Source organism: Salmonella sp. SAL04213, assembly GCF_046550535.1.
Classification (GTDB): Bacteria; Pseudomonadota; Gammaproteobacteria; order Enterobacterales; family Enterobacteriaceae; genus Salmonella; species Salmonella enterica.
The window spans coordinates 255,084-281,143 of the sequence record NZ_JBGDXS010000003.1; the positions used below are offsets into that span (position 1 = coordinate 255,084).

The window sequence follows — 26,060 nt, forward strand, 5'->3', positions numbered from 1 at the left end:
AGCCATCGTAATTATGCGTAACGATATCCTGTACGGCATCGGGATGCTGCTGGCGGCATCCGGCGTCCAGGCGCACGATGGCCGGGTCTATGTCTCCGGAACCATCACGGACAATACGTGTTCGCTCTCTCCAGGCTCGGAAAATATTAACGTGGCGATGGGCGCGGTTTCTCAACGGCAGTTTTATCGCGCAGGCGACGGTTCCGCATGGCAACCTTTTGCTATCGATTTACAGAACTGCGGCAGCACTGCCAGCGGCGTAACGGTCAGTTTTAGCGGTGCGGCGGACAGTCGTAATACGGATTTATTGGCGCTTACCGCAGGGGAAAGCGACGCTTCAGGCATTGGGATTGCGCTTTATGATCAAAATAAAACCTTAATCCCACTGGGGCAGGAGAGTGATGTGGTGACGCTCAGTCCGGGCCAGGCGTCGGCACATCTGCAATTTTATGCGCGTTATCTTGCCGATGGCGGCGCGGTAACGCCCGGGGACGCCAATGCCTCCGCAACCTTCATTCTTGCCTATGAATAAGTTCTTTTTACGCTGCGCGATATATTGGTGCTTGCTTCCCATATCATGGGCGCAGGCTGGCGTGGTAATTGGCGGTACTCGCTTTATCTATCATGCGGGCGCCCCGGCATTAAGCGTACCGGTAAGTAACCATTCAGAAGCGTCCTGGTTAATTGATACGCATATTTTACCTGGTGGCCGCTGGCCTGGAACCAAAAACGAAGGAAATATCACGCCCTTCGTGGTCACGCCGCCATTATTTATGCTTTCAGCGCGCCAGGAAAACTCAATGCGGGTGGTTTATACCGGCGGACCGCTACCCGCCGACAGGGAAAGTCTGTTTACCTTGAGTATCGCCGCCATTCCCTCCGGTAAACCGGAGGCGAACCGTGTACAAATGGCGTTTCGTTCGGCTTTAAAATTGCTCTATCGCCCTGAGGGACTCGCCGGCAATCCGCAGCAGGCCTACCGGCATCTGATCTGGTCGCTTACCCCCGATGGCGCGACGGTACGCAATCCGACACCCTATTACGTTACGCTCTTTTTATTACGCGCTAACGAGCGCGCCCAGGACAACGCCGGGGTCGTGGCTCCCTTTGCAACGCGTCAAACGGACTGGTGCCGGCACACGGTTCGCTGCACTGTGCGCTGGCAAAGTATTAATGACTATGGGCGGGTAATGCCAGCGCAAACCGTGGATCTGACGCGTATTCATTAACCTATTTTTCAGGCGTCTCCCGATAGCGGGAGGCTTTCCGATCTTATCGAACGAGACTTTTATTATGTATTATCACGCGTTAAAACTTTCCCGACTGGCGATGTTGACGTTGGCAGGCGTTGCCGTATCCGCCTCGGCAATCGCCGCCGATTCTGCCCCGACGTCGCAAATTGGCCCGACGGCGGAAGCCTACATCGTCAGTCATCCGGATAAAGTGGGAGAGGTAGTGGCAACGTATTTGGCCGAGCATCCGGAATTTTTGGTCGCCGCCAGCGAGACGTTGCATCAGCGTCAGCAGATTGCGCAACAACAGGCGTATGTTCAACTGGCATTACAGTATCGTGCTGAGTTGCTCAGTAGCAGCAGTCCTTCCGTTGGGCCCAACGAGGCAAAAGCGGCGGTGGTGATGTTCTTTGATTACCAGTGCTCGTGGTGCAGCAAAATGGCGCCTGTGGTCGAAAACCTGATTAAGGCGAACCCGGATACTCGGTTTATTTTCAAAGAGTTTCCTATTTTTTCCTCCCGCTGGCCAGTATCCGGACTGGCGGCCAGAGTCGGCGAACAGGTATGGCTTACCCAGGGCGGGGCGAAATATCTCGACTGGCATAATGCGCTTTATGCCACAGGGAAGGTGGAAGGCGCGTTAACGGAACACGATGTCTACACCCTGGCGCAACATTATCTAACGCCGACGCAGCTGGCCGCCGTAACAGAAGCGCAAAGCAGTGGTGCAGTACATGATGCGCTCCTCACTAACCAGGCACTGGCGCAGCATATGGACTTTAGCGGCACGCCTGCTTTTGTCGTCATGCCTCAGACGCAAAACGGTGATGTAAAACGGGTGACCGTGATCCCGGGAAGCACGACTCAGGATATGTTGCAAATGGCGATTCAGAAAGCGAAGGGGTGATATTCGCTCAGAGGAGAACGCACAGGAGTGAAAGTAAAATGAAGTCTATGCGTTGCGTCATACCGGTGATTTTACTTTCCTTTATCGTTCATGAAGGGACAGCGAAACCGACCGCTCAGATTCATTTTATGGGATCGGTTGTTGAGGCCGGCTGCTGGAATGACGTGGGAACCTTAGAAATTCAATGCCATAATAAAGAGGGAGTTGAACGTTATATTATTGTCGAGAATATTATCACGCCGATATCGTCTCCTCATGCAACGGTAAAACGAGATTATTTGGATGAAGATAAGCAATTAACAGTTCTACGCATTGTCTATGACTGAACCGCGTAGCAGACCGCAGATGGTGTCCCGTCAGTGTCGTGTGAGGATATTATGAAAAATGTTCTCACCTTCCCGGGACACGGTCTACAGACTTTATCTTCAGATAAACGGTGCTAAAAAGAAAAGCACGATCAATAAAAAAAGAGTGGGAATACCAATGGATATAATTTTATTACATCGGTGAGTATGATGTTGAATAGCTTGTGGCGGTATGTCAGCAGCGTCAATGATAAATCTTTCATCGATTTTTATCCCCTGCCTGGGGAGCGTAACGAACAGTTCGAAAAGCCCGATTTGTTGTAAATCTCGTCGCAGCAGATAAAGAAGTTGCGTCAAATTAGCATCGCTAACAAATTGACTTCGCTCTCCCCAAACTGCGTACGCGACACCTTCACGGATAATCAATTCCTGATGTGCGTTTTCTATTAAATAGCTCAGGCACCAGGCCCGCATAAATGTCATTTTGAACGCTGCATTGCTGCGCAAGGACGTGATTTCCCTTAATGATTCATTGTAAATAAACTCATTATTTATTTTATGCTGTCTCATGATTACTCCATTTGTGCTTTCAGGCCATGACATCCCACTTGTTCCGTATAGTCAGCATCGTTGCAACGTGTCCGCTATGCTATGAGCAAGGATAGGTTGGGGCGACAGGCCTGAAAAATCAACTGTCATTAAATTGGCTAAATTGTTTAAGTGAAATAAATGTTATTGTTTTTGTGTTCTTTCTATAAGCATGTTGATTCTGTTTTATCAATATTTAATGGGTATGCATATAACGCGTCGTTTAAGGATTCTCAAACCATGTTTTTGAGCGGTAAATAATATGTATGTCATTATTTTTTATTCAGTTGATGAGAATTGTCTGTTGTGATTCATTAATTTGAAAATGCGGTTAGTTACAAAAAAGGATATAAAAATAATATTTTGCCACCGTTTATGATTAATTTTATTAAGTGGTGCTATGATTTTAGGTTAAGCATTTTTTATGTGCTTGAATGATAATTTATGTTATCTGGTGTAACTTTTATTTCGGCCTATTGGTCGGTCTTATGGATGCTATAGGATATAGGTAAAAAGAACTAAATAAATATTCGATGATGACTTGCTTTCTCAGGATGAAATTTTATGAGTAGATGGCGATATAAAATATTTTTATGATTTTTTTTGTTATGGCGTTATACATGATAACTATGCTGAACATCTTCGGAATATTACGTTGGACGGGCAGAGAAATTGCCTCTGCATTGCAGAAGTCTCATAACGTATAGTCTGGAGAGCATTATGTACGTAAACCAACAGTCCTCACTCGCCATGCCTGCACCAAGAGCGCCGATGAATCAGAAAATTGATACCGATAACGCGATGGTGCAAAACCATAACGCCATATACCAACAGCTCCTCGACCAAATTCGTGATGACAATACATATACACATGCCGTTATTACCTTAATCCTTATGGCACCGCGCCGTTAAGCCTTTATCCTGGTGTCTGAGTTGAAAGCAGCGAACCGGGTATCGTGGAGTTTCTGGTTTTTGACAACGGTAATTACCGTTTCCGCGAAGATAATATCAATCTGCCGCCACCGGGTAACGACCGCATGAGAGTTGTTTTATTTACTGATGTCGTCAACACGCATGGTGTGATCCGGAACGATGTTATTGATATGTTCCATATAATCAGCAATTGCCTGCGAGGTTTACAGCCCTTTAATGTCTTTGACATTTTTACCTTTCGTGAAGTCAAATCCGCCACGGCCTTTACCGATAAAGGAGTCAGCGCGACGGTACTGAATATCTTGTCTGCGACCTGTTTACCTTTGATATCAAATTCGACAATACGCTGTCCCAGCGGTTTTGTGTTGTAGTGTTTGAATTTGGCCGTTTTCGACACATGCAGCATGCCGTTCTTCGGATCGGCTGCCTGAGACATCATCGCCTTCAGATCTTTACCGCTAATTTCCACGTTCATTACGTCGTTAGTAAAAGGATACATACTCAGAACATCGCCGAGCAGGTAATCATCGTCATATCAATAATGGTGTGATGGAGGGCACCGTTGTTGTGATGGCTGTGCTGGCAGGTTTTCAGGTATTGCTTACAGCGATAGAGTTGCACTCCTGAGGGGGAAATGACCGTTTCGGATCACCCCCTGCGTTACGGAACAGCGGGGCAAATCACATCAATCTTTGCTATCAGTTATCCAAAAGGTAAAGCTTAGTACAACACTAAATCTGCGGTATGACCTAAAAAGATGAAGTGCTGATTTAATAATAAACATTGAGTTATTTTTTATAAAAAAACATTTCTCGACACATTATTTTTAAATACTTTTATCCTGCGTGATGTGAGATTTATATCACTATTCTATAACTAGATTTGGTTAAACTTCGACACCGGAGTAAAACATATTCATTGATGAATAAAATATAACTATGGGAAATATATTCAATGTCTCTGATAAAGCGAACAGTATTATTTAGTCTCTTACTTACAATATCTACTGTTTTTAGCCATTCTGTACATGCACTGGAATATAAGAATTCATTTGGATCAATTAATGCCGGTTATGCTGACTGGAATAGTGGATTCGTCAATGTACATCGTGGGGAGGTGTGGAAAGTAACTGCTGACTTTGGTGTCAATTTCAAAGAGGCAGAATTCTATTCATTTATTGAAAGCAACGTGTTAAATCACGCTGTTGCTGGAAGAAATCATACTGTTTCTGCCATGACTCATGTACGACTCTTTGATTCAGATTATACTTTCTTCGGTAAGATATATGGTCAATGGGATAACTCATGGGGCGATGACCTCGATATGTTTTATGGAGCGGGGTATTTAGGTTGGAGCGGGAGTTGGGGGTTCTTCAAACCCTATATTGGTCTGCATAATCAATCTGGTGATTATGTCTCGCAGAAATATGGGCAGACAAGCGGCTGGAATGGCTATGTTATTGGCTGGACTGCAGCCTATAATTTTAATTTATTTGGTGAAGATTTTGTTTTATCTGACTGGAATGAAATCGAACTAGATAGAAATGACGCTTATACGGAGCAGCAATTCGGTCGAAATGGATTAAATGGTGGATTAACACTGGCATGGAAATTTTATCCCCGCTGGAAAGCTACTGTGACATATCGTTATTTCGCGAACAAACTAGGTTATGACGGATATGGAGACCAGATGATTTATATGGTCGGATATTCATTTTAAATAAAATCAAAGGAGTTGAAATGAAAAAAACAGTCATTGCCAGCATGATTGGACTGGCGCTTTGTGCGACAAGTACGTTATCTGTCGTGCACGCGGCTGCCGAAAAACGCCCGAACTTAGTTTTTATTGTGGCAGATGATCTTGGCTATGGTGATTTGGCGACTTACGGTCACCAGATAGTGAAAACCCCGAATATTGACCGCCTGGCGAAAGAAGGGGTCAAATTCACTGAATACTATGCGCCGGCTCCTTTGTGTTCTCCTTCCCGCGCCGGGATGTTAACAGGCCGTATGCCCTTCCGCACCGGTGTACGCTCCTGGATCCCTGAAGGTACTAATGTTTCTATTGGACGTAACGAATTGACCATAGCCAATCTGCTGAAACAGCAGGGTTACGATACCGCGATGATGGGTAAACTGCATCTCAACGCCGGGGGCGATCGTACCGATCAGCCGCAGCCGAAAGAGTTAGGTTTTGATTACTCGCTGGTGAACCCGGCTGGCTTTGTGACCGATGCTACGCTGGATAATGCCAAAGAGCGCCCGCGTTACGGCGTCGTCCACCCAACCGGCTGGATGCGTAACGGCAAACATATTGATCGTGCCGATAGCATCAGCGGCGAATTTGTCAGTTCTGAAGTGGTGAACTGGCTAGATAACAAGAAAGACGACAAACCGTTCTTCTTATACGTTGCCTTTACGGAAGTTCACAGCCCACTGGCCTCGCCGAAAAAATACCTCGATATGTATTCACAATACATGAGCGAATACCAGAAGCAGCATCCCGATCTGTTCTACGGCGACTGGGCGGATAAACCGTGGCGCGGTACCGGTGAATATTACGCCAATATCAGCTATATGGATGCGCAAGTCGGTAAAGTACTGGATAAAATTAAAGCGATGGGGGAAGAAGATAATACCATTGTCATCTTCACCAGTGATAACGGCCCGGTGACGCGTGAAGCGCGTAAAGTCTACGAGCTGAACCTCGCAGGCGAGACTGACGGTCTGCGCGGACGTAAAGATAACCTGTGGGAAGGCGGTATTCGCGTTCCGGCAATTATCAAATACGGTAAACACATTCCACAGGGCGTCGTTACCGATACGCCTGTGTATGGTCTGGACTGGATGCCGACGCTGGCGAACATGATGGATTTCAAACTGCCTACTGATCGTACATACGACGGGCAATCGCTGGTTCCGCTGTTGGAGCAGAAAACGTTAAAACGTAATAAGCCGCTGATCTTCGGTATTGATATGCCGTTCCAGGATGATCCGACCGATGAATGGGCGATCCGCGACGGTGACTGGAAAATGATCATCGATCGTGAAAATAAACCTAAATACCTCTATAACCTGAAAAAAGATCGGTTCGAAACGCTGAACCAAATTGGCAAACAGCCTGAAATTGAAAAACAGCTGTATGGCAAGTTCCTGAAAATGAAACAGGACATCGATAACGACTCGTTAATGAAAGCCCGTGGCGACAAACCAACGCCGGTGACCTGGGGCTAAAAGGATAATTATAAAAAATTAAGTATGCCACTTAGGGCTCTGCCCGCCTGATTCAGCGCCCTCGTGCTGAGTCAGGTTCTTTTATTTTAGGGATACGGAAAATATGCAACGGAAAAGCTGTCAGGTAATGATCAAACCGACCGGGTCGGTGTGTAATCTTGATTGTAAATATTGCTTCTATCTGGAAAAGGAAATGCTCTATCCCGATAGAAAAAACCATTACAAGATGACGGAAGAAACGCTGGCGTTGTTTGTGCAACAGCATATTGCGGCGCAGGACGTGGATGAAGTGATTTTTGCGTGGCAGGGTGGGGAACCGACGCTGATGGGGCTGCCATTTTACCGCCAGGCTGTAGCGCTCCAGCAACGTTATGCTAATGGAAAAGCCATCGTTAATACTTTTCAGACCAATGGCATTCTGATTGATGATGAATGGGCGAGATTCTTCAGGGCGCATGACTTTCTGGTTGGTATTTCGATTGATGGCGATGCGGCGCTGCACGACGAATGGCGAGTAACTCGCGCAGGGCAACCTACCCATCATAAAGTTGAACAGGCGATAAAATGCCTGGCGAGTCATGGCGTTGAATTTAATACTCTCACGGTGGTGAGTCAGAGCAATATGCTGCACCCGCAGCGGGTTTATGCGTATCTGAAATCTATCGGCAGCCGCTATATGCAGTTTATTCCGCTAGTGGAAAGAGCGGCAAATAAAGACGGAATGCTGGCGCATCCGCAGGACGAGCAAACCGCAGTAACCCCCTGGTCAGTGGACGGATTACAGTTTGGAAAGTTCCTGAATGCCATTTTTGATATCTGGATCCGCGAAGATATTGGTGATATCGGCATTCAACTCTTTGAACAAACGCTGGCGGCATGGTGTGGACTCCCCCCTCAGGTTTGCGTTTTTGCGCCCGTTTGCGGTAGCGCTTTTGCAATGGAAATGAATGGCGATGTGTATAACTGCGATCATTTCGTTTACCCGCAATATAAGCTCGGCAATATTAACGACACGCCGCTGCGTCAGATGAATAATAGCGCGCAAAACCAGCAGTTTGGTCTCGATAAAAGCCGCACGATGGCGCAGGAATGCCATACCTGCCCGTGGCAATTCGCCTGTTATGGCGGTTGCCCTAAACACCGCTTTTTGCCTTCGGCTTGCGGACCGATGAAGCAAAACTATCTTTGTGCCGGCTATCAGTGCTTTTTCTCTCATACCGCGCCAATGATGAAAGCGATGAAAACCCTTTACGTAAATAACCTGTCACCGGCGGAGATCCGGTCTGTTTTTTTTAAGTAATGCTCAAGGAGGAACGCATGTTTGCCAATATTAATGTGGACTGCTGTAAAACGCCGGGATGTAAAAATCTGGGCGTGTTGAACAGTCCGGATTATGTCCGCCAGGGAAAAGATGTTCTTTGTCGGGAATGTGGTTTCCTGTTTCCTGTTATTTCCGCTGGGGCGTTAAATCTTTTTCGCCACACGGTAAACCGGGGATGGAAAGGCCTGGTCAAACAGTGTCCTGCCTGCGGCAGCACCTCATTAAAGAAATACGGCTTCTCGACTCAGGGCGAACACCGCATGGCGTGTAGTCAGTGTCGGAAAACGTTCATCGTCCCCGAAAAGGCAAAAAGCGATTGCCGACAGGACGAGCTGGCAACCCTAATTGAGGAAGGGACGTCGCTTGCCGGGATCCGCTCACAGCTGAAATTAGACAGCACAGGCCTTAACCGGGCGCTGTTTAAACTATCCCGTAATGCAAACCTTGCCGAGCGATGCCAGCAGTTTCCGGCCTTCGATATCGCACTCAGCACCCGCGCTTTCCGGGTGAACTATAACGGTGGAGACAGCAGCCTGTATGTTCTGGTGACGGCAGAAGAACAAAGCGGAAGGGTGGTGGCGATTTCGTCAAATTATTCAGCACAGCCGCTGGATAAAGCCTGGCAGTATCAGTCGTATTATGAAGAACGGCTACCTCCGGGAACGCTGGCGCATATGGTGCAACGTAAGGAAGCGATTACAGCGCGCCGCGAAACTTTATTTGATATCGATTACGGCCCGGCCTCGTTATATAAGAATGACTCCGGAATGATCGTAAAGCCGGTGTTGCCTGCCTACCGCCATTTTGAACTGGTGCGGATGCTGACGGACGAACGCTCCTTAAACGTTCAGCATTACCTCGATCATGAATGCTTTATTCTGGGGGGATGCATGATGGCGAATATGCCGCATGTCCATCAGGGCCGTTGCCATATTTCATTTGTCAAAGAACGCGGTACGACGCCGCTGCAAAAAGATATTCCGCCACGCCTGTTTTTAAGCGGCGGTATCCGTAACAATGTCTGGCGTACTTTTTCTACCCGCGATTATGCTATGGCGGTGTGTAATCTCACCGGTAATAAAAAAATTACCCAGCAACGTTATGCTACGTTACAAGGCGCGACGGCGTTCATTAATTATCTGTATGCGCATCCTTTTTTGGCGCAGCTTAATCGTCTGTCACCGGCAAATGTGACGGCAACGCTGGATTATCTGAAGTATGAATATAATCAATCCCGTAAGGTCGGATAACGCATCGCATGCCGTGTGATAGAGCTGAGTCGATGGCTTTTGATTATCAGCCCAACCCTCTCCAGCGTATCTATTTCGTTGTTCCAGCAAGGAACGACAACGATATACTGGAGAGAGCATGGGGCCGTTCAAACATCAAAAGAATACGCTTCCTGCCCCGTGTCTTGCCGTCAATCAGAGGCTTGATAAGCAAAATGCGATGGTGCTCAACCATACGGCGATTTATGAGCACAGCCTCAGCCAGATCACAGAAAGTAATACAGTACAAAATGCGCTGATTATTCTTAATCCGCTTATGGCCGCGCCATCTCTTGCCAGCCTGGCGAGAGCGATATTATCGATCCGCAGGCGGGCAGCGAGGCGATGGGGCTGCTAATTTTACAGGAGATTGCGCCTACGGAGAAAACCGTGCTTTTTGAAGCGACCATGACGTCAGGTTACTACAAAAACGCGGAAACGAACGGGGAAGGCTATCGCTACGATATTACCAGTTTCCGGGTGTATAAAATGGATCTGTACGCGTAGCGGTCTATCATCAATGACTGACTGCACTAAAAAGGTCCGGCGTAAGTCGGACTTCATTTCGTAAAAAACGAGCTATTCATCATATATAATCTAATTTTAACGATGAGTCAGGCGAGGTAAGATAGTAGATTCGAAGAATTCACCTGATTGAGAGAATAAAAAGTGAAACATCTGCACCGATTTTTTAGCAGCGATGCCTCTGGGGGCATCATTCTCATCATCGCCGCTGCGCTGGCTATGCTGATGGCCAATATGGGCGCGACCAGTGGATGGTATCATGATTTTCTGGAGACGCCGGTTCAGCTACGGGTTGGGGCGCTTGAAATCAACAAAAACATGCTGTTGTGGATCAACGATGCGCTGATGGCCGTGTTTTTCCTGTTGATTGGCCTGGAAGTTAAGCGCGAACTGATGCAAGGCTCGTTAGCCAGTCTACGCCAGGCTGCTTTTCCGGTGATTGCCGCCATCGGCGGGATGATTGTACCGGCATTGCTCTATCTGGCCTTTAACTACTCCGATCCGGTCACTCGCGAGGGCTGGGCTATTCCTGCCGCGACGGATATCGCCTTTGCGCTGGGCGTGTTGGCGCTGTTGGGCAGCCGGGTTCCGCTGGCGCTGAAAATATTCCTGATGGCGCTGGCGATCATCGATGATCTCGGCGCCATCGTTATTATCGCACTGTTTTATACCAGCGATCTTTCTATCGTCTCGCTGGGCGTGGCGGCGTTCGCGATTGCCGTGCTGGCGCTGCTGAACCTGTGCGGCGTCAGACGGACAGGGGTATATATTCTGGTCGGGGCAGTGCTGTGGACGGCGGTACTGAAGTCCGGCGTTCACGCGACGCTGGCAGGCGTCATTGTCGGTTTCTTTATTCCGCTGAAAGAAAAACACGGTCGCTCGCCGGCCAAGCGTCTGGAGCATGTTCTGCACCCGTGGGTCGCGTACCTGATCCTGCCGCTCTTCGCTTTTGCGAATGCCGGCGTTTCTCTTCAGGGCGTCACGATTGACGGTCTGACCTCCATGCTGCCGTTGGGAATTATTGCCGGTCTGCTGATTGGTAAGCCGCTGGGGATTAGCCTGTTTTGCTGGCTGGCGCTGCGTTTCAAGCTGGCGCATCTGCCGCAGGGGACCACTTATCAGCAAATCATGGCGGTCGGCATTTTGTGTGGCATTGGCTTTACGATGTCCATCTTTATCGCCAGCCTGGCATTTGGCAATGTCGATCCGGAACTTATTAACTGGGCGAAATTGGGCATTTTGATTGGTTCATTGCTCTCCGCAGTGGTGGGGTATAGCTGGTTGCGCGCGCGTTTGAACGCGCCGGCATAACCAGTACGAAGGAAAGGGGGAGCGATGTATCGCTCCCTTGCGACATTGAACAGGGAGAGGAATGAGCATGTCTCATATTAACTACAACCATCTTTATTACTTCTGGCATGTCTATAAAGAAGGTTCTGTCGTGGGTGCCGCAGAGGCGCTTTTTCTGACGCCGCAAACCATTACTGGTCAAATTAAAGCCCTGGAAGAGCGTTTACAGGGGAAGCTATTTAAACGTAAGGGACGCGGTCTTGAACCCAGCGAACTGGGCGAGCTGGTTTTTCGCTATGCGGACAAAATGTTTACGCTAAGCCAGGAGATGCTGGATATCGTCAATTACCGCAAAGAATCAAACCTGTTGTTTGATGTCGGCGTCGCCGATGCTTTATCCAAGCGTCTGGTCAGCAGCGTTCTGGATGCGGCGGTGGTGGTAGACGAACCCATACATCTGCGTTGCTTCGAGTCGACGCACGAAATGTTGCTCGAACAGCTCAGCCAGCACAAGCTGGATATGATTATCTCCGACTGCCCGATAGATTCCACGCAGCAGGAGGGGCTATTCTCAGTCAAAATCGGCGAATGCAGCGTCAGTTTCTGGTGTACGAATCCGCTTCCTGAAAAAGCGTTCCCTGCCTGCCTGGAAGAGCGACGGTTGCTGGTGCCGGGACGGCGCTCAATGCTGGGGCGTAAATTGTTGAACTGGTTTAATTCGCAGGGGTTGCAGGTTGAGATCCTCGGTGAATTTGATGACGCGGCCTTAATGAAGGCGTTTGGCGCGACGCACGATGCGATTTTTGTGGCGCCGAGCCTTTATTCGCTGGATTTTTATGCCGATGAGTCGGTAATAGAGATTGGGCGCGTGGAGAATGTCATGGAAGAATATCATGCGATTTTTGCCGAGAGAATGATCCAGCATCCGGCGGTGCAGCGTATTTGCAATGCGGATTACTCGGCATTGTTTAAACTACAGTAGACGTACCTACCGTAATACTTCCGGCTGCGGAACTAGCCCGCAGCCGGAATCATTCTACAAGTTCAGTAGGCTACGGTACTGCCCACCTTCGCGGATAAACACCGGAATTCTGTTCAGTGGCGTAGCGTACTGCAGCGTCTGCCCTCCTGAATAGCTTTCACCGGTCGCAAGATCCGTCCATGTTTCCCCTTCTGGTAGCCAGACATTACGTTCGCGCATACCTTCATGCATGACGGGGGCGATCAGCAGGTCAGGACCAAAACAATACTGGTCGGTGATTGCCCAACTTGTTTCCTGTTCGGGGAATTCAAAGAACAGGGGGCGCATCACTGGCGTATTGTGCTTATGGGTTTCCTCCATCAGCGCTTTGATATAGGGCTTGAGTTTTTCTCGCAACGCCAGGCAACCTGTCAGTACCTCGCATACTTCCTCACCGTAGCTCCAGACCTCGTTCGGCGCACCTGTAGGGCACTGGGCGATACCATCCCGGTATGGTTGTGCGGGTAAAATCTGCGGATCGCGGTTGCCGTGCAGACGCATCACCGGGCTAAAGACGCCCCACTGGAACCAGCGAATCAGCAATTCATGGAATTTCGGGTCGTGAATATTACCGCCATGAAAACCGCCGATATCCGTCGTCCACCACGGTATCCCCGCGATTCCCATATTGAGTCCGGCGGCAAACTGGTTGCGTAGCGATCTAAACGAGGAGTGAATATCCCCTGACCAGACCAGTGCGCCGAACTTCTGACTGCCGGCCCAGGCGCAGCGTAGCAGGTTGATAACCTGGTCTTCGCCATCGGCTTTCATGCCGTCAAAAAAGGTTTTAGCGTACATACGTGGGTAGATATTGCCCACTTCCAGTACCGGCCCTGCATGGTAGCGATAGTTGTCGTAGTCGTAAACGCTGAACTCAGGTTCGGCTTCATCTAACCAGAATAACTTCACGCCTTTATCGTAATAGTTGCGTTTGGCTTTGCCCCAGACGTAGTCGCGCGCGCCCGGATGAGTCGCATCAAAGTAAGTGGTATTGCCGAGGAAATCCATATTGATCGGCAAGCCACGTTCCGTTTGTACCAGCCAGCCGTTTTCGCGCATCTCCCGATAGCTTTCGGTACGGTTATCCACCGTCGGCCAGACGGAGACCATCAGCTCAATTCCCAGCGATTTCAGCTCGGCAATCATGGCATCAGGATCGGGCCAGTCGCGCGCATCGAACATCCAGTCACCCTGATTCGGCCAGTGAAAGAAGTCGATTACGATCACTGAGATAGGCAGATTGCGGCGCTTATATTCGCGGGCGACCTCCAGCAGCTCTTCCTGCGTACGATAACGGAGTTTGCACTGCCAGAAGCCCATGGCGTAGTCCGGCATCATCGGCGGCGTGCCGGTAGCCAGCGCATAAGCCCGGCTAATTTCTGCCGGGGTATCGCCAGCCGTGATCCAGTAGTCCAGCTGTTCGCTGACCTGCGCTTCCCATTCGGTAACGTTTTGGGCAAAGGTTACGCGTCCGACTGCCGGGTTGTTCCATAAAAATCCGTAGCCCAGACTGGAGAGCATAAACGGTACTGAGGCCTGGGAGTTACGTTGCGCCAGCTCAAGCACGCATCCTTTGAGATCCAGGTTGGCCTGTTGATACTGCCCCATACCATAAATTTTTTCCCCTTCGGTGGCCTCGAAGCGGGCTTTCAGTGAATATTTCCCACCCTGAATAGGGCGGAACTCGCGTCCCTCAAGGTTGAGTGCGCTGACGTACTGGCCGTGAGATGATTCATCCTCGCCAATTTCGCCCCGCAGGCGCCAGAACTCCTGCAACAGGGGTTTGTGTGGATGGCGGTAAAAGGTAACCTGTCCTTTTTGATTGACGATAGCGATAATTTTGCCGTTGGTCAGCGTTGCCTGGTGGTGCTCATAATCAATGTGGCACTGGCTTTCTGCGACTGGCTCAGTCAATGCCCAGTCTTCATTTCTCATTACCGGCAGATGACGGCCGCTGCGTACGCGCAGGCTGTTCTCGCCCCAGGGTTCAATCCATAAATAGCGATCGTTTTGCTGCCAGACCAGACGACGCGGGTCTTGTTGCATAAATGGCATGGTGGTGCCTCCCATATTCGAGGGTGAAGGTAAAGAACGTTATGAGTTGACGGTTTCCAGATCGTGGCGAATCTTCTCTTCCATCGCTTCGTATTTGCGAAAGAAAAGTAGTGGGATCGCTGCGAGCGCGAAGAGTAGGGCGGGTGCCCAGATAAAGGCCCAGATAATGCCCTCCAGACCCGCAGCACTCTGGGCATGGTTGGGGACATAGCCAAAACTGTTCATGATCCAGGCGGCGAAAGCGGTGCCGAGGCCACTACCCATCTTGATGCAGAAGGTGCTGCCGAAGGCGATAAGAATGCCGGTAGCCTTAATACCGGTCTTCCAGGCGCCGAAATCGACGGCGAAGCCCAGCATGGCAAACGGCATTGAGCAGGCGATACCGCTGCCGATATTGCCGAGTATCCAGGCGGCGATGAGGAAAGTAATGTTGTCCGCTGCCAGCCACATCATGACGCCGCCAAACGTGGCGACCAGCAGACCGCCTACCCATATCCAGGTTTTAGCCAGGTATTTGCTAAAGAAGGGGATAGCGATGATAAACAGGATCTGAATCGTCGCCAGGCTGTTAATCAGCGGTACCAGATCTTTACGGTCGAGGTTGTAGGTCAGATAATAGACAATGGTCGTGTTGCGCTGCTGTAGGGCAATCCAGAAGATCAGATTAGCCAGCACCATCAGGATCCACGGCCAGTTACCTTTCATCGCCGCGAAACTTTTTTTCATCGGCAACTTAGGTTCATGCTGTATTTTATCCGTATCCATTTCACGAATGTTTTTAAACGCAAAGAGCGTTAGCGCGCAGGATATAATGGCAAACGTAATTGCCGTATAAATAAAACCAGCGTGATCATCACCGTTACCTAAAAAAGCGACTAACGGCAAGGCGGTCGCGTTCATTAATAAAACCCCAATTTGCCCACCGGTCATTCGCCAGGAATTTAAAACCAGTCTTTCCTTGGGAGATAAGGTCATCAGGGGTAATATTGCACTGAGTGGTGTATTAAGTCCGGTAAATAGAATGCTGGCAATCATATAAGATATTGCTGCATAGATGGCTTTTCCTGTCATACTGATATCAGGAGACCAAAATGACAGCGCGCTGAATACCGCAAAAGGCAGCGGTAACCATAAAAACCAGGGACGACATTTACCGTAGCGTGAACGCGTTTTATCGATGATGATCCCCCATATGGGGGCGTCTATGCCATCGATAATACGCGCCAGCAGCAGGATAACGCCTGCTACGGCAAGGCTAATGCCCGCAACGTCTGTGTAGAAATATAAAATGTACGTTGAACCGAAGCAGTACAGCAGATTACCCGCCACATCCAAAGAGCCGTAGCTAATACGCTGTAGTAAAGACAATGATGCTGACCCGGAAGGCTGGGTATCCTCAATGACAGAACTCATAATGATAACTCCGATATTGGTACGATACGCCCAGAAAAACAACCTCTACTTTCTAAGCAAGTTTTGAATATTATTTTTATGTCGTTTTTGAATTTAACCTCAGATTAAAATGAGTAAGTAAGGTGTACATGAAAAGTAGTTAACCCGACGGCATCAATCAATTATTAAATCTTACATCAGGATTGCGTTTATTAGTTTTTGAATGAGCGATGTTTTTATTTGCTAAGGTGGTCACAGTTTTTTCAGTAATGAAATAAGAAAAGGAAAACAGTGAAAGAAAATAACTTTCAAGTATTACGTGACTGAGGGAGGGGTAGCTGAAAAAATAGGCTGGTCAGGAAGAGCGTGAACGAGTGAGGTCAGAGCCAGCGGTTGTCGAGCAAAACGGCAGATAGCAGGCATAAAAAAACCCGCTTTACGCGGGTTTTTTTACAAAGCTGATAACAAGCAGGCGATTAAGCCAGTTTGTTGATCTGTGCAGTCAGGTTAGCTTTATGACGTGCAGCTTTGTTTTTGTGGATCAGACCTTTAGCAGCCTGACGGTCCACGATCGGTTGCATTTCGTTAAATGCTTTCAGTGCAGCAGCTTTGTCGCCAGCTTCGATAGCTGCGTATACTTTCTTGATGAAAGTACGCATCATAGAGCGACGGCTTGCGTTGTGCTTACGAGCCTTTTCAGACTGAACGGCGCGCTTCTTAGCTGATTTGATATTAGCCAAGGTCCAACTCCCAAATGTGTTCTATATGGACAATTCAAAGGCCGAGGAATATGCCCTTTTAGCCTTCTTTTGTCAATGGATTTGTGCAAATAAGCGCCGTTTAAATTGCAGCACTCGTTGCGTAGTGATGGCGCAGGATTCTACCAGCTTGCGTGCTGTGAATACAGCCTTTCCATGAGAAAAATTGCATTAAGCGGCGGGTTTTGGGGCGGAGTTTGCCGCATGGCGATGAAAAGCATCTTCTTTATGTTTCATCAGGGCAATAGTCGGTTAACCTTGACCGCTGTACAAGGTATACTCTTGCGATTTTCACTGTTTTGAGTCAGACATGAAGCTGATACGCGGCATACATAATCTCAGTCAGGCCCCGCATGGGTGTGTGCTGACCATTGGTAATTTCGACGGCGTACATCGGGGGCATCGCGCTCTACTGCAGGGTTTGCAGGAAGAAGGACGCAGACGCGGTCTGCCGGTGGTGGTCATGATTTTCGAACCGCAGCCGCTGGAGCTGTTCGCGACGGATAAAGCGCCCGCTCGCCTGACGCGCCTGCGTGAAAAACTGCATTACCTTGCGCAGTGCGGCGTGGACTATGTGCTGTGCGTGAAATTCGATCGCCGCTTTGCCGCTTTGACGGCGCAAACGTTTATCAGCGAACTGCTGGTGGAGCGTCTTGGCGTGCAATTTCTTGCCGTCGGCGATGATTTCCGCTTTGGTGCTAGCCGCGCGGGCGATTTCTTGTTATTACAGAAGGCGGGGGCGGAGTATGGTTTTGCGGTTTCCAGCACCCAAACCTTTTGTGAAGGCGGCGTGCGTATCAGTAGTACCGCAGTGAGACAGGCGCTGGCGGAGGATAACCTGGCGCTTGCCGAAAGCCTGCTGGGACATCCCTTTACTATTTCCGGGCGTGTCGTTCATGGCGACGAGCTGGGACGTACCATTGGCTTCCCGACGGCGAACTTACCGCTGCGCCGTCAGGTCTCCCCGGTCAAAGGGGTCTATGCGGTGGAAGTCACCGGGCTTGGCGATAAGCCGTTACCCGGCGTAGCGAACATTGGCACTCGTCCAACGGTGGCTGGCGTGCGTCAACAACTGGAAGTGCATCTGCTGGACGTTGTAATGGACCTCTACGGTCGCCATATAGATGTAATACTGCGTAAAAAGATACGTAATGAGCAGCGATTTGCGTCGCTTGATGAGCTAAAAGCGCAAATCGCACGCGATGAGTTAACGGCCCGCAAGTTTTTTGGGCTAGCCGGGCAGGTGTAACCCTGACGGTGTTTATCAAACCGAAATACGGAACCGAGAATCTGATGAGTGACTATAAATCGACCCTGAATTTGCCGGAAACAGGGTTCCCGATGCGCGGCGACCTCGCCAAGCGTGAACCGGGAATGCTGGCGCGTTGGACCGATGATGATCTGTACGGCATCATTCGTGCGGCCAAAAAAGGCAAAAAAACCTTCATTCTGCATGATGGCCCTCCATATGCGAATGGCAGCATTCATATTGGTCACTCAGTTAACAAGATTCTGAAAGACATTATCGTGAAGTCCAAAGGACTGTCGGGATTTGACTCGCCTTACGTGCCGGGCTGGGACTGTCACGGTCTGCCTATCGAGCTGAAAGTCGAGCAGGAGTTCGGTAAGCCGGGCGAGAAATTCACCGCCGCTGAATTCCGCGCTAAGTGCCGCGAATATGCCGCTACGCAGGTTGACGGCCAGCGTAAAGACTTCATTCGTCTGGGCGTGTTGGGCGACTGGTCGCATCCGTACCTGACCATGGACTTCAAAACCGAAGCCAACATCATCCGTGCGCTGGGCAGAATTATCAAAAACGGTCATCTGCACAAAGGCGCTAAGCCGGTGCACTGGTGCGTTGACTGCCGTTCCGCGCTGGCGGAAGCGGAAGTTGAATATTACGACAAAACGTCGCCGTCTATCGACGTGGCGTTCCGCGCCGTCGATCAGGATGCGGTGAAAGCGAAGTTTGGTTTGCCGGGCGTGAGCGGCCCTGTGTCGCTGGTTATCTGGACCACCACGCCGTGGACACTACCGGCTAACCGCGCCATCTCCCTGGCGCCGGACTTTGATTATGCGCTGGTGCAGATTGACGGCCAGGCGGTGATTCTGGCGAAAGATCTGGTTGAAAGCGTCATGCAGCGTATTGGCGCGGCTGAATACACCATTCTCGGCACCGTTAAAGGCGCGGAGCTGGAACTGCTGCGCTTTACCCATCCGTTTATGGGCTTTGACGTGCCGGCGATCCTCGGCGATCACGTCACCCTGGACGCCGGTACCGGCGCGGTACATACCGCCCCTGGTCACGGCCCGGATGACTACGTGATCGGTCAAAAGTATGGCCTGGAAACCGCTAACCCGGTTGGGCCGGACGGCGCTTACCTGCCAGGCACATATCCAACGCTTGACGGTGTTAACGTCTTCAAAGCGAACGATATCGTTATTGAACTGCTGAAAGAAAAAGGCGCGCTACTGCATGTCGAAAAAATGCAGCACAGCTATCCGTGCTGTTGGCGTCACAAAACGCCGATCATTTTCCGCGCGACCCCGCAGTGGTTCGTCAGCATGGATAAAGAAGGGCTTCGTCAACAGTCCCTGAAAGAGATCAAAGGCGTTCAGTGGATCCCGGACTGGGGTCAGGCGCGTATTGAATCAATGGTCGCTAACCGTCCTGACTGGTGTATCTCACGTCAGCGTACCTGGGGCGTACCGATGTCGCTGTTCGTGCATAAAGAAACGCAGGAGCTGCTGCCGATTGAGCGTACTCTGGCGGCGATGGAAGAGGTAGCGAAACGCGTCGAAGTTGACGGTATCCAGGCGTGGTGGGATCTCGACCCGAAAGAGATCCTCGGCGAAGATGCCGATCAATACGAGAAAGTTCCGGATACGTTGGACGTTTGGTTTGATTCCGGTTCCACCAGTTACTCCGTGGTTGACGCACGTCCGGAATTCGCCGGTCATGCGGCCGATATGTATCTGGAAGGCTCTGACCAGCATCGCGGCTGGTTTATGTCCTCCCTGATGATTAGCGTGGCGATGAAAGGCAAAGCGCCATACCGCCAGGTACTGACTCACGGCTTCACCGTCGATGGTCAGGGGCGCAAGATGTCCAAATCCATCGGTAACACCGTGTCGCCGCAGGATGTGATGAATAAACTGGGCGCGGATATCCTGCGTCTGTGGGTAGCGTCTACTGACTATACCGGCGAAATGGCGGTCTCTGACGAGATCCTCAAACGTGCTGCCGACAGCTATCGTCGTATCCGTAATACCGCGCGCTTCCTGCTGGCGAACCTCAATGGCTTCAATCCGGCCACCGATATGGTCAAACCGGAAGAGATGGTGGTGCTGGACAGGTGGGCGGTGGGCTGCGCGAAAACGGCGCAGCAAGAGATTCTGAAGGCATACGAAGCTTACGACTTCCATGAGGTGGTACAGCGCCTGATGCGCTTCTGCTCCGTTGAAATGGGTTCGTTCTACCTCGACATCATCAAAGACCGCCAGTACACCGCGAAGGCCGATAGCGTCGCGCGTCGTAGCTGCCAGACTGCGCTGTATCATATCGCAGAGGCGCTGGTTCGCTGGATGGCGCCGATCATGTCCTTCACGGCTGATGAAATCTGGGGCTACCTGCCGGGCGAGCGTGAAAAATATGTCTTCACCGGCGAATGGTACGACGGGTTGTTTGGCCTGGAAGAGAATGAAGAATTTAATGACGCATTCTGGGACGATGTCCGCTATATCAAGGACCAGGTCAACAAAGAGCTGGAAAATCAGAAAGCCAATGGCATCAAATCGAACCTGGAAGCAAAAGTGACGCTGAAATATGCTGACGATGCTAACGGTACGATCAAGAAGCTGAAACTGTTGGGTGAAGAGGTCAGATTTATCTTCATTACTTCCCAGTTCGTGATTTCTGAGCAAGCGGGGGGTATTGATGATGAAAATATTCAGTACAATGCTGGTAATACGACAGTTCAGGCAGTGGTAACGCGTGCCGAGGGTGATAAGTGTCCGCGCTGCTGGCACTACACTACTGATGTCGGCAAGGTGGCGGAACATGCAGATATCTGCGGACGCTGTGTCAGCAACATCGCCGGTAATGGCGAACAACGTAAATTTGCCTGATGAGTAAACCACTCTGTTCAACAGGACTACGCTGGCTATGGCTGGTAGTAGTCGTGCTGATTATCGATTTGGGCAGCAAATACCTGATCCTCCAGAATTTCGCTCTGGGGGATACGGTAGGGCTGTTCCCGTCGCTTAATCTGCATTATGCGCGTAACTACGGCGCGGCTTTTAGCTTCCTGGCGGATAGCGGCGGCTGGCAGCGCTGGTTCTTTGCCGGGATTGCGATAGGGATCTGCGTAATTCTTTTGGTGATGATGTATCGCTCGAAAGCGACGCAGAAGCTGAATAACATCGCTTATGCGTTAATCATCGGCGGCGCGCTGGGTAACCTGTTCGACCGCCTGTGGCACGGCTTTGTTGTCGATATGATCGATTTTTACGTCGGCAACTGGCATTTCGCGACGTTCAACCTTGCCGATAGCGCGATCTGTATCGGCGCGGCGCTGATTGTACTGGAAGGCTTTTTGCCGAAGCCGACAGCGAAAGAACAGGCATAAGCGTAAATACCGGGTGGCGCTTATCCGGTTTTGTAGGCCTGATAAGCGCAGCGCCATCAGGCAAACGTGGTGCCGGATGGCGGTGAAAACGCCTTATCCGGCCTACGGTTTTATCGTTCTTTGTGCCTCCGGGCAAAACACGTGAGCAATTTGCATGTCTAAATCCGTACAGAGCAACAGCGCGATCCTCGTTCACTTCACCCTGAAACTGGATGATGGCTCAACGGCGGAATCTACCCGCAATAACGGCAAGCCAGCCCTGTTCCGTCTTGGCGATACCTCGCTTTCCGAAGGTCTGGAGCAGCAGCTTCTGGGGTTGAAAGAAGGGGAAAAGAAAGCGTTTTCGCTGGAGCCTGACGCCGCGTTTGGCGTCCCCAGTCCGGACTTGATCCAGTATTTCTCGCGCCGTGAGTTTATGGCGGCGGGCGAACCGGAAGTCGGGGCGATTATGCTTTTTACCGCAATGGATGGCAGCGAAATGCCTGGCGTGATTCGCGAAATCAACGGCGACTCGATTACCGTTGATTTTAACCATCCGCTGGCCGGGCATACCGTTCACTTTGATATTGAAGTGCTGGAAATCGATCCGGCGCTGGAGGCATAAACATGCAGATCCTGTTGGCCAACCCACGCGGTTTTTGCGCCGGGGTAGACCGCGCTATCAGCATTGTTGAAAATGCGCTCGCCATTTACGGCGCGCCAATTTACGTTCGGCACGAAGTCGTGCATAACCGCTATGTAGTGGACAGCCTGCGCCAGCGCGGGGCGATCTTTATAGAGCAAATTAGCGAAGTGCCGGATGGCGCCATTCTGATTTTCTCCGCTCATGGGGTTTCCCAGGCGGTGCGTAACGAGGCGAAAAGCCGCGATCTTACCGTTTTTGACGCCACCTGCCCGCTGGTGACGAAAGTCCATATGGAAGTGGCGCGCGCCAGCCGTCGCGGTGAGGAATCTATTCTCATCGGCCACGCCGGGCACCCGGAAGTGGAAGGCACCATGGGTCAGTACAGCAACCCGGAAGGGGGGATGTACCTGGTTGAGTCGCCAGAGGACGTCTGGACGCTGAATGTCAAAAATGAAGGCAAGCTCTCCTTCATGACGCAAACCACGCTTTCCGTGGACGATACGTCCGATGTGATTGATGCGCTGCGTAAACGCTTTCCGAAAATCGTCGGCCCGCGCAAAGACGATATTTGCTATGCCACTACTAATCGTCAGGAAGCGGTGCGGGCGCTGGCGGAGCAGGCTGACGTGGTGCTGGTGGTCGGCTCGAAAAACTCTTCTAACTCTAACCGATTGGCGGAACTGGCCCAACGGATGGGAAGAACCGCGTTTCTTATCGACGATGCGGCGGATATCCAGGAGGCGTGGGTGAAAGAAGCCGCCTGCGTCGGCGTCACCGCTGGCGCTTCCGCGCCGGATATTCTGGTGCAGAATGTTATTGCGCGTCTGCGCGAGTTTGGCGGCGGCGAAGCTGTCACGCTTGAGGGGCGCGAAGAAAATATTGTTTTCGAAGTGCCGAAAGAGCTGCGTGTGGATGTTCGTGAGGTCGAATAAGATTTCATAATTCAGAAATCTGCCCGATGACGCTACGTTGACCAGATCTTAAGAATTTCTTTTGATATTCAATGTGCGACAGGAAGAATAAGGCGTAGTCGTCATCCGTTGCTAATGCCCCACCTTTTTGCTATTCATCTGAAAAACCAGCACAATCGTTGCTGGTTTTTTGGTTGTAATGCCTACAGGGATAAGGGAAATGGGCAAAATAAAATATGGATTGCCAACGTTACTCGCCATCGGCTTTTGGATGGACGCAACAAGCGCCACGGTGCTGGAGCTACCTGCCTGGGAGCGAAACTATACCGGGACTATCGCGGGGAAACCGGTAAACGTTAATATCACGCGATTTGGTAACTCTCTTAATGGGTATTACTGCTATGAACCTTGCAATCAGCACAAGGCAGTGATTGTTCTACGCGGCTCACTCCAGGATAAAGAGGTGCATCTTGAAGAACGCGTAAAGGCGCTTTCGGGTTACTGGAATGCGGAAATCTCCAGCAGTGAGATTAAAGGCGAATGGACGTCTGCAGATAAAAAACGACATTTTCCTGTTGCCCTTATCTATTACAAACCTAAAAACTCCCCTGATATTGTGCTGGTCACGAACACGAATGATGCAGGGGGTTACGACCCTTCCAAAGAGATTGATTGCGGCAATACGCCGGCCATTTCGGCGATAAAATTATACCGTGATGGTAAACTCATACAGACCTTAGATACCGCCTCGGTGGGCACTTGTAGCCCGTTTATGCCTCAATGGGGGGATGTCAATTTTGATGGCTACCCGGATCTATCGATTGTAACAGAGTTACTTGCTGGGCCGGATGCTCCAGTACAAACATGGCTCTATGACCCCGCCAAACAGCGTTATGTTGATGCGCCAGCGTCTTATCAGGAAATCACTTCACCAGAGATCGATGCTGAACATAAACAGATTGTCAGCTATTGGCGCGGCGGTTGCTGCAGCCATGGCGTCAATGTGTATCGCTGGAAAGGAAAAACGATTGAACTGATCGATCGCGGTGAAAGCTACTTTCAGCCTGTGATAAGCAAAGGCAAAATGTATAACTGCTACATGATACCTTCCTACGCTGATGGGCGTATTATTTATCCGCTAGTACGTAAAAATGGTCATTTGACGCCGCCTCTTGGCCTTGATGGGACGTGTCAACCTTTTTGGCTAATCGGTAATGTTCGTACCGTGATTCAGGCAGAAAAACCCGGCGCTGAGCCCGAATCGCTTGAGATTCAGTGGCAGGAAAACAAAGCATCGCCAGGGCGTTTTTGCCCATTAGTTCCGTTTGTCGAAGGTAATAAGCTAAGTCCGCGTCTGGTGACGGATGACGATGTGCCTGATACCTGTATCAGTCGCGCTGAGTATGAAGATATAAAACAATAGGTCAGGAGAGCGTTAATGACAGCATCCCTACACATTATTCTTGATACCGATCCGGGCATTGATGACGCGGCTGCGATTGCCGCTGCGCTGTTCGCCCCCGAGCTTGATCTGCAACTAATAACCACCGTTGCCGGCAACGTTTCGGTCGAAAAAACCACCCGTAATGCGTTGCAGCTTCTGCATTTCTGGGACGCCGATGTGCCACTTGCACAAGGGGCCGCGACGCCGCTGCTGCGTCCGTTACGCGATGCGGCATACGTCCACGGCGAATCCGGCATGGAAGGCTATGATTTTGTCGACCATCAGCGCCAACCGTTGGCGAAGCCTGCGTTTATCGCTATCCGGGATGTGCTGATGAACGCCCCGGAGCCCATGACATTAGTGGCGATTGGGCCATTGACCAATATTGCGTTGCTACTGATGCACTATCCGGAGTGTGCGTGTAACATTCGCCGTCTGGTGTTGATGGGCGGTTCCGCAGGGCGCGGCAATTTTACGCCTAATGCTGAATTTAACATTGCTGTCGATCCGGAGGCCGCGGCGCTGGTGTTCCGCAGCGGTCTGGAGATTGTGATGTGTGGGCTGGACGTCACGAATCAGGCAATGCTCTCGCCAGATTTTCTGAGTAAACTGCCCGCGCTGAATCGCACCGGTAAGATGTTGCACAGCCTGTTCAACCATTATCGCAGCGGTAGTATGCGCACTGGCGTCCGGATGCACGATCTCTGCGCGATCGCCTGGCTGGTGCGTCCGGAATTATTTACTCTTAAACCCTGCTTTGTGGCGGTGGAAACGCAGGGGCAATATACCGCCGGTACCACGGTGGTGGATATTGAAGGGCGTCTGGGGCAGCCCGCCAACGCGCAGGTGGCGCTGGCGCTGGATGTGGACGGTTTTCGTCAGTGGGTGGCTGAGGTGTTTGCCTGTGCGCCTTAATTACATGTTGGCGCCATAATCTCATACTTTGCCGCGATAGAGTCTCTCCGGCCTGCCCACTTTCCCGTAGCTGATCTCCGCTTCGAGAAAGTTATTTTTCACGCCTTGTTCCAGATAGCGTCGGGCAGTGGTTTTACTGCTGCCCAGAATTTGCGCCAGAGTGTCTGCTGTATGTACTGCCTGCGGGTCGGTGAATATTTGTCGTACCCGGTTGAAGGTGTTTTCATCAATTCCCCGCAGTCCGCTATTCGGTTCTGCGGTTTGTTCTTTGGCCTGGATATTAAATAAGGCATCAACGTGCGTCTGGTTTGCCTGCTCACTGGAACGTAACGAACTGCGGTAACGGGTGAACCGCTCCAGGGTATGCTGCAGGCGCTGATAATGTACCGGCTTAATCAGATAATCGAATACGCCCATGCGTAAGGCATCGCTGATGGTATCCATATGATTGTCGGCGGTAATGAAAATAATTCGCCCCGTGTAGTTGGTGCTGATGGTATGACGAATTAAATCGATCCCTTTGCCATCGGGTAAAAAATTATCCAATAGAATTAACTGTGGTTGATAGAGGCGTATTTGCTTCTTCGCACTTTCCAGTTTGTCTGCGATGCCGACGATTGAAAACTGGGGAAAAATCTTGATGGTGTCCACCAGGATTTCCGCTAGCATCGGTTCGTCTTCAACGATGAGTGTCGTAATGCTATCCATG

25 protein-coding genes and 2 pseudogenes are annotated in these 26,060 nt (G+C 50.4%); 21 read left to right on the forward strand and 6 right to left on the reverse strand.

Going from position 1 to position 26,060, the window contains the following annotated elements:
* The first annotated feature begins 13 nt into the window (after positions 1-13).
* From ACLJPQ_RS10675 to ACLJPQ_RS10690, 4 genes are all read left to right on the forward strand, one after another.
* Positions 14-532: a fimbrial protein BcfF gene (locus ACLJPQ_RS10675; protein ID WP_001243232.1), complete on the forward strand. Its 519-nt coding sequence runs from the start codon at positions 14-16 to the stop codon at positions 530-532.
* Complete coding sequence (gene bcfG / locus ACLJPQ_RS10680; protein WP_001135034.1) at positions 498-1,229, forward strand: fimbrial chaperone BcfG; 732 nt, start codon at positions 498-500, stop codon at positions 1,227-1,229. Before ACLJPQ_RS10675 ends, bcfG begins: the two co-directional genes overlap by 35 nt.
* Before the next feature lie 64 nt (positions 1,230-1,293).
* Positions 1,294-2,139, forward strand: a complete 846-nt coding sequence (locus ACLJPQ_RS10685; protein WP_080185069.1) for a DsbA family protein — start codon at positions 1,294-1,296, stop codon at positions 2,137-2,139.
* A gap of 38 nt (positions 2,140-2,177) precedes the next feature.
* On the forward strand, positions 2,178-2,465 hold the full coding sequence (locus tag ACLJPQ_RS10690) for a hypothetical protein (RefSeq protein ID WP_000839833.1): 288 nt from the start codon (positions 2,178-2,180) through the stop codon (positions 2,463-2,465).
* Between the two features lie 99 nt (positions 2,466-2,564).
* Here the strand turns inward: ACLJPQ_RS10690 and ACLJPQ_RS10695 are convergent, their stop codons facing one another.
* Complete coding sequence (locus tag ACLJPQ_RS10695; RefSeq protein WP_023242934.1) at positions 2,565-3,014, reverse strand: transcriptional regulator; 450 nt, start codon at positions 3,012-3,014, stop codon at positions 2,565-2,567.
* Between the two features lie 738 nt (positions 3,015-3,752).
* On the opposite strand from ACLJPQ_RS10695, the gene ACLJPQ_RS10700 reads away from it, so the two are divergent.
* A complete protein-coding gene (locus ACLJPQ_RS10700) occupies positions 3,753-3,944 on the forward strand; it encodes a hypothetical protein (RefSeq protein WP_012218477.1) in 192 nt (63 codons plus the stop codon).
* Positions 3,945-4,081: 137 nt separating this feature from the next.
* Here ACLJPQ_RS10700 and ACLJPQ_RS10705 read toward each other — a convergent pair.
* Positions 4,082-4,479, reverse strand: a pseudogene (locus tag ACLJPQ_RS10705) (5'-nucleotidase C-terminal domain-containing protein); the annotation flags it as partial.
* A 440-nt stretch (positions 4,480-4,919) separates the two neighbouring features.
* On the opposite strand from ACLJPQ_RS10705, the gene ACLJPQ_RS10710 reads away from it, so the two are divergent.
* From ACLJPQ_RS10710 to nhaR, 8 genes and pseudogenes are all read left to right on the forward strand, one after another.
* Positions 4,920-5,684 (forward strand): outer membrane protein OmpK, encoded by a 765-nt coding sequence (locus ACLJPQ_RS10710; protein ID WP_000052612.1) that lies wholly within the window; start codon positions 4,920-4,922, stop codon positions 5,682-5,684.
* Between the two features lie 20 nt (positions 5,685-5,704).
* Positions 5,705-7,198 carry a sulfatase gene (locus ACLJPQ_RS10715; protein ID WP_000754366.1) on the forward strand — a complete coding sequence of 498 codons (1,494 nt, stop codon included), beginning with the start codon at positions 5,705-5,707 and terminating at the stop codon, positions 7,196-7,198.
* A gap of 103 nt (positions 7,199-7,301) precedes the next feature.
* A complete protein-coding gene (locus ACLJPQ_RS10720; RefSeq protein ID WP_001189145.1) occupies positions 7,302-8,498 on the forward strand; it encodes an anaerobic sulfatase maturase in 1,197 nt (398 codons plus the stop codon).
* A gap of 17 nt (positions 8,499-8,515) precedes the next feature.
* The gene (locus tag ACLJPQ_RS10725) at positions 8,516-9,769 is read left to right on the forward strand and encodes a hypothetical protein (RefSeq protein WP_000457885.1); all 1,254 of its coding nucleotides are present in this window, start codon (positions 8,516-8,518) and stop codon (positions 9,767-9,769) included.
* A 118-nt stretch (positions 9,770-9,887) separates the two neighbouring features.
* Positions 9,888-10,145 carry a hypothetical protein gene (locus ACLJPQ_RS10730; protein WP_000528983.1) on the forward strand — a complete coding sequence of 86 codons (258 nt, stop codon included), beginning with the start codon at positions 9,888-9,890 and terminating at the stop codon, positions 10,143-10,145.
* A pseudogene (locus tag ACLJPQ_RS10735) lies at positions 10,067-10,294 on the forward strand (arylsulfatase); the annotation flags it as partial. The gene ACLJPQ_RS10730 and the pseudogene ACLJPQ_RS10735, both read left to right, overlap by 79 nt.
* A gap of 162 nt (positions 10,295-10,456) precedes the next feature.
* Entirely contained in the window at positions 10,457-11,623 is a 1,167-nt protein-coding gene (gene nhaA, locus ACLJPQ_RS10740) for a Na+/H+ antiporter NhaA (RefSeq protein WP_000681340.1), read from the forward strand.
* 61 nt (positions 11,624-11,684) lie between these two features.
* On the forward strand, positions 11,685-12,584 hold the full coding sequence (gene nhaR / locus ACLJPQ_RS10745) for a transcriptional activator NhaR (protein WP_000062872.1): 900 nt from the start codon (positions 11,685-11,687) through the stop codon (positions 12,582-12,584).
* A 54-nt stretch (positions 12,585-12,638) separates the two neighbouring features.
* On the opposite strand, the gene ACLJPQ_RS10750 is transcribed toward nhaR, so the two are convergent.
* The 3 genes from ACLJPQ_RS10750 to rpsT form a co-directional block, all read right to left on the reverse strand.
* Positions 12,639-14,678 carry a TIM-barrel domain-containing protein gene (locus ACLJPQ_RS10750; protein WP_080185070.1) on the reverse strand — a complete coding sequence of 680 codons (2,040 nt, stop codon included), beginning with the start codon at positions 14,676-14,678 and terminating at the stop codon, positions 12,639-12,641.
* A gap of 39 nt (positions 14,679-14,717) precedes the next feature.
* Positions 14,718-16,091: an MFS transporter gene (locus tag ACLJPQ_RS10755; protein ID WP_000099989.1), complete on the reverse strand. Its 1,374-nt coding sequence runs from the start codon at positions 16,089-16,091 to the stop codon at positions 14,718-14,720.
* A 455-nt stretch (positions 16,092-16,546) separates the two neighbouring features.
* On the reverse strand, positions 16,547-16,810 hold the full coding sequence (gene rpsT, locus ACLJPQ_RS10760) for a 30S ribosomal protein S20 (RefSeq protein WP_001518655.1): 264 nt from the start codon (positions 16,808-16,810) through the stop codon (positions 16,547-16,549).
* A gap of 105 nt (positions 16,811-16,915) precedes the next feature.
* Here rpsT and ACLJPQ_RS10765 point away from each other — a divergent pair, with 105 nt between their 5' ends.
* The 8 genes from ACLJPQ_RS10765 to rihC all read left to right on the forward strand — a co-directional run bounded on the left by ACLJPQ_RS10765 (position 16,916) and on the right by rihC (position 25,351).
* The gene (locus ACLJPQ_RS10765; RefSeq protein ID WP_001726890.1) at positions 16,916-17,131 is read left to right on the forward strand and encodes a DUF2575 family protein; all 216 of its coding nucleotides are present in this window, start codon (positions 16,916-16,918) and stop codon (positions 17,129-17,131) included.
* A 7-nt stretch (positions 17,132-17,138) separates the two neighbouring features.
* Positions 17,139-18,077, forward strand: a complete 939-nt coding sequence (ribF, locus tag ACLJPQ_RS10770) for a bifunctional riboflavin kinase/FAD synthetase (RefSeq protein WP_000767311.1) — start codon at positions 17,139-17,141, stop codon at positions 18,075-18,077.
* A gap of 44 nt (positions 18,078-18,121) precedes the next feature.
* Positions 18,122-20,956, forward strand: coding sequence for an isoleucine--tRNA ligase (ileS, locus tag ACLJPQ_RS10775; protein WP_001674865.1), 2,835 nt, complete (start codon positions 18,122-18,124; stop codon positions 20,954-20,956).
* Entirely contained in the window at positions 20,956-21,456 is a 501-nt protein-coding gene (gene lspA, locus ACLJPQ_RS10780; RefSeq protein WP_000042739.1) for a signal peptidase II, read from the forward strand. The genes ileS and lspA overlap by 1 nt, the downstream gene beginning before the upstream one ends.
* Before the next feature lie 154 nt (positions 21,457-21,610).
* The gene (gene fkpB, locus ACLJPQ_RS10785; RefSeq protein WP_000047269.1) at positions 21,611-22,060 is read left to right on the forward strand and encodes an FKBP-type peptidyl-prolyl cis-trans isomerase; all 450 of its coding nucleotides are present in this window, start codon (positions 21,611-21,613) and stop codon (positions 22,058-22,060) included.
* Positions 22,061-22,062: 2 nt separating this feature from the next.
* Positions 22,063-23,013 carry a 4-hydroxy-3-methylbut-2-enyl diphosphate reductase gene (gene ispH, locus ACLJPQ_RS10790; RefSeq protein WP_001166428.1) on the forward strand — a complete coding sequence of 317 codons (951 nt, stop codon included), beginning with the start codon at positions 22,063-22,065 and terminating at the stop codon, positions 23,011-23,013.
* Between the two features lie 199 nt (positions 23,014-23,212).
* Complete coding sequence (locus ACLJPQ_RS10795) at positions 23,213-24,415, forward strand: XAC2610-related protein (RefSeq protein ID WP_080185072.1); 1,203 nt, start codon at positions 23,213-23,215, stop codon at positions 24,413-24,415.
* Positions 24,416-24,430: 15 nt separating this feature from the next.
* The gene (rihC, locus tag ACLJPQ_RS10800; protein ID WP_000127275.1) at positions 24,431-25,351 is read left to right on the forward strand and encodes a ribonucleoside hydrolase RihC; all 921 of its coding nucleotides are present in this window, start codon (positions 24,431-24,433) and stop codon (positions 25,349-25,351) included.
* A gap of 21 nt (positions 25,352-25,372) precedes the next feature.
* Here the strand turns inward: rihC and ACLJPQ_RS10805 are convergent, their stop codons facing one another.
* A complete protein-coding gene (locus ACLJPQ_RS10805; RefSeq protein ID WP_000377408.1) occupies positions 25,373-26,059 on the reverse strand; it encodes a response regulator in 687 nt (228 codons plus the stop codon).
* Position 26,060 lies beyond the last annotated feature (1 nt).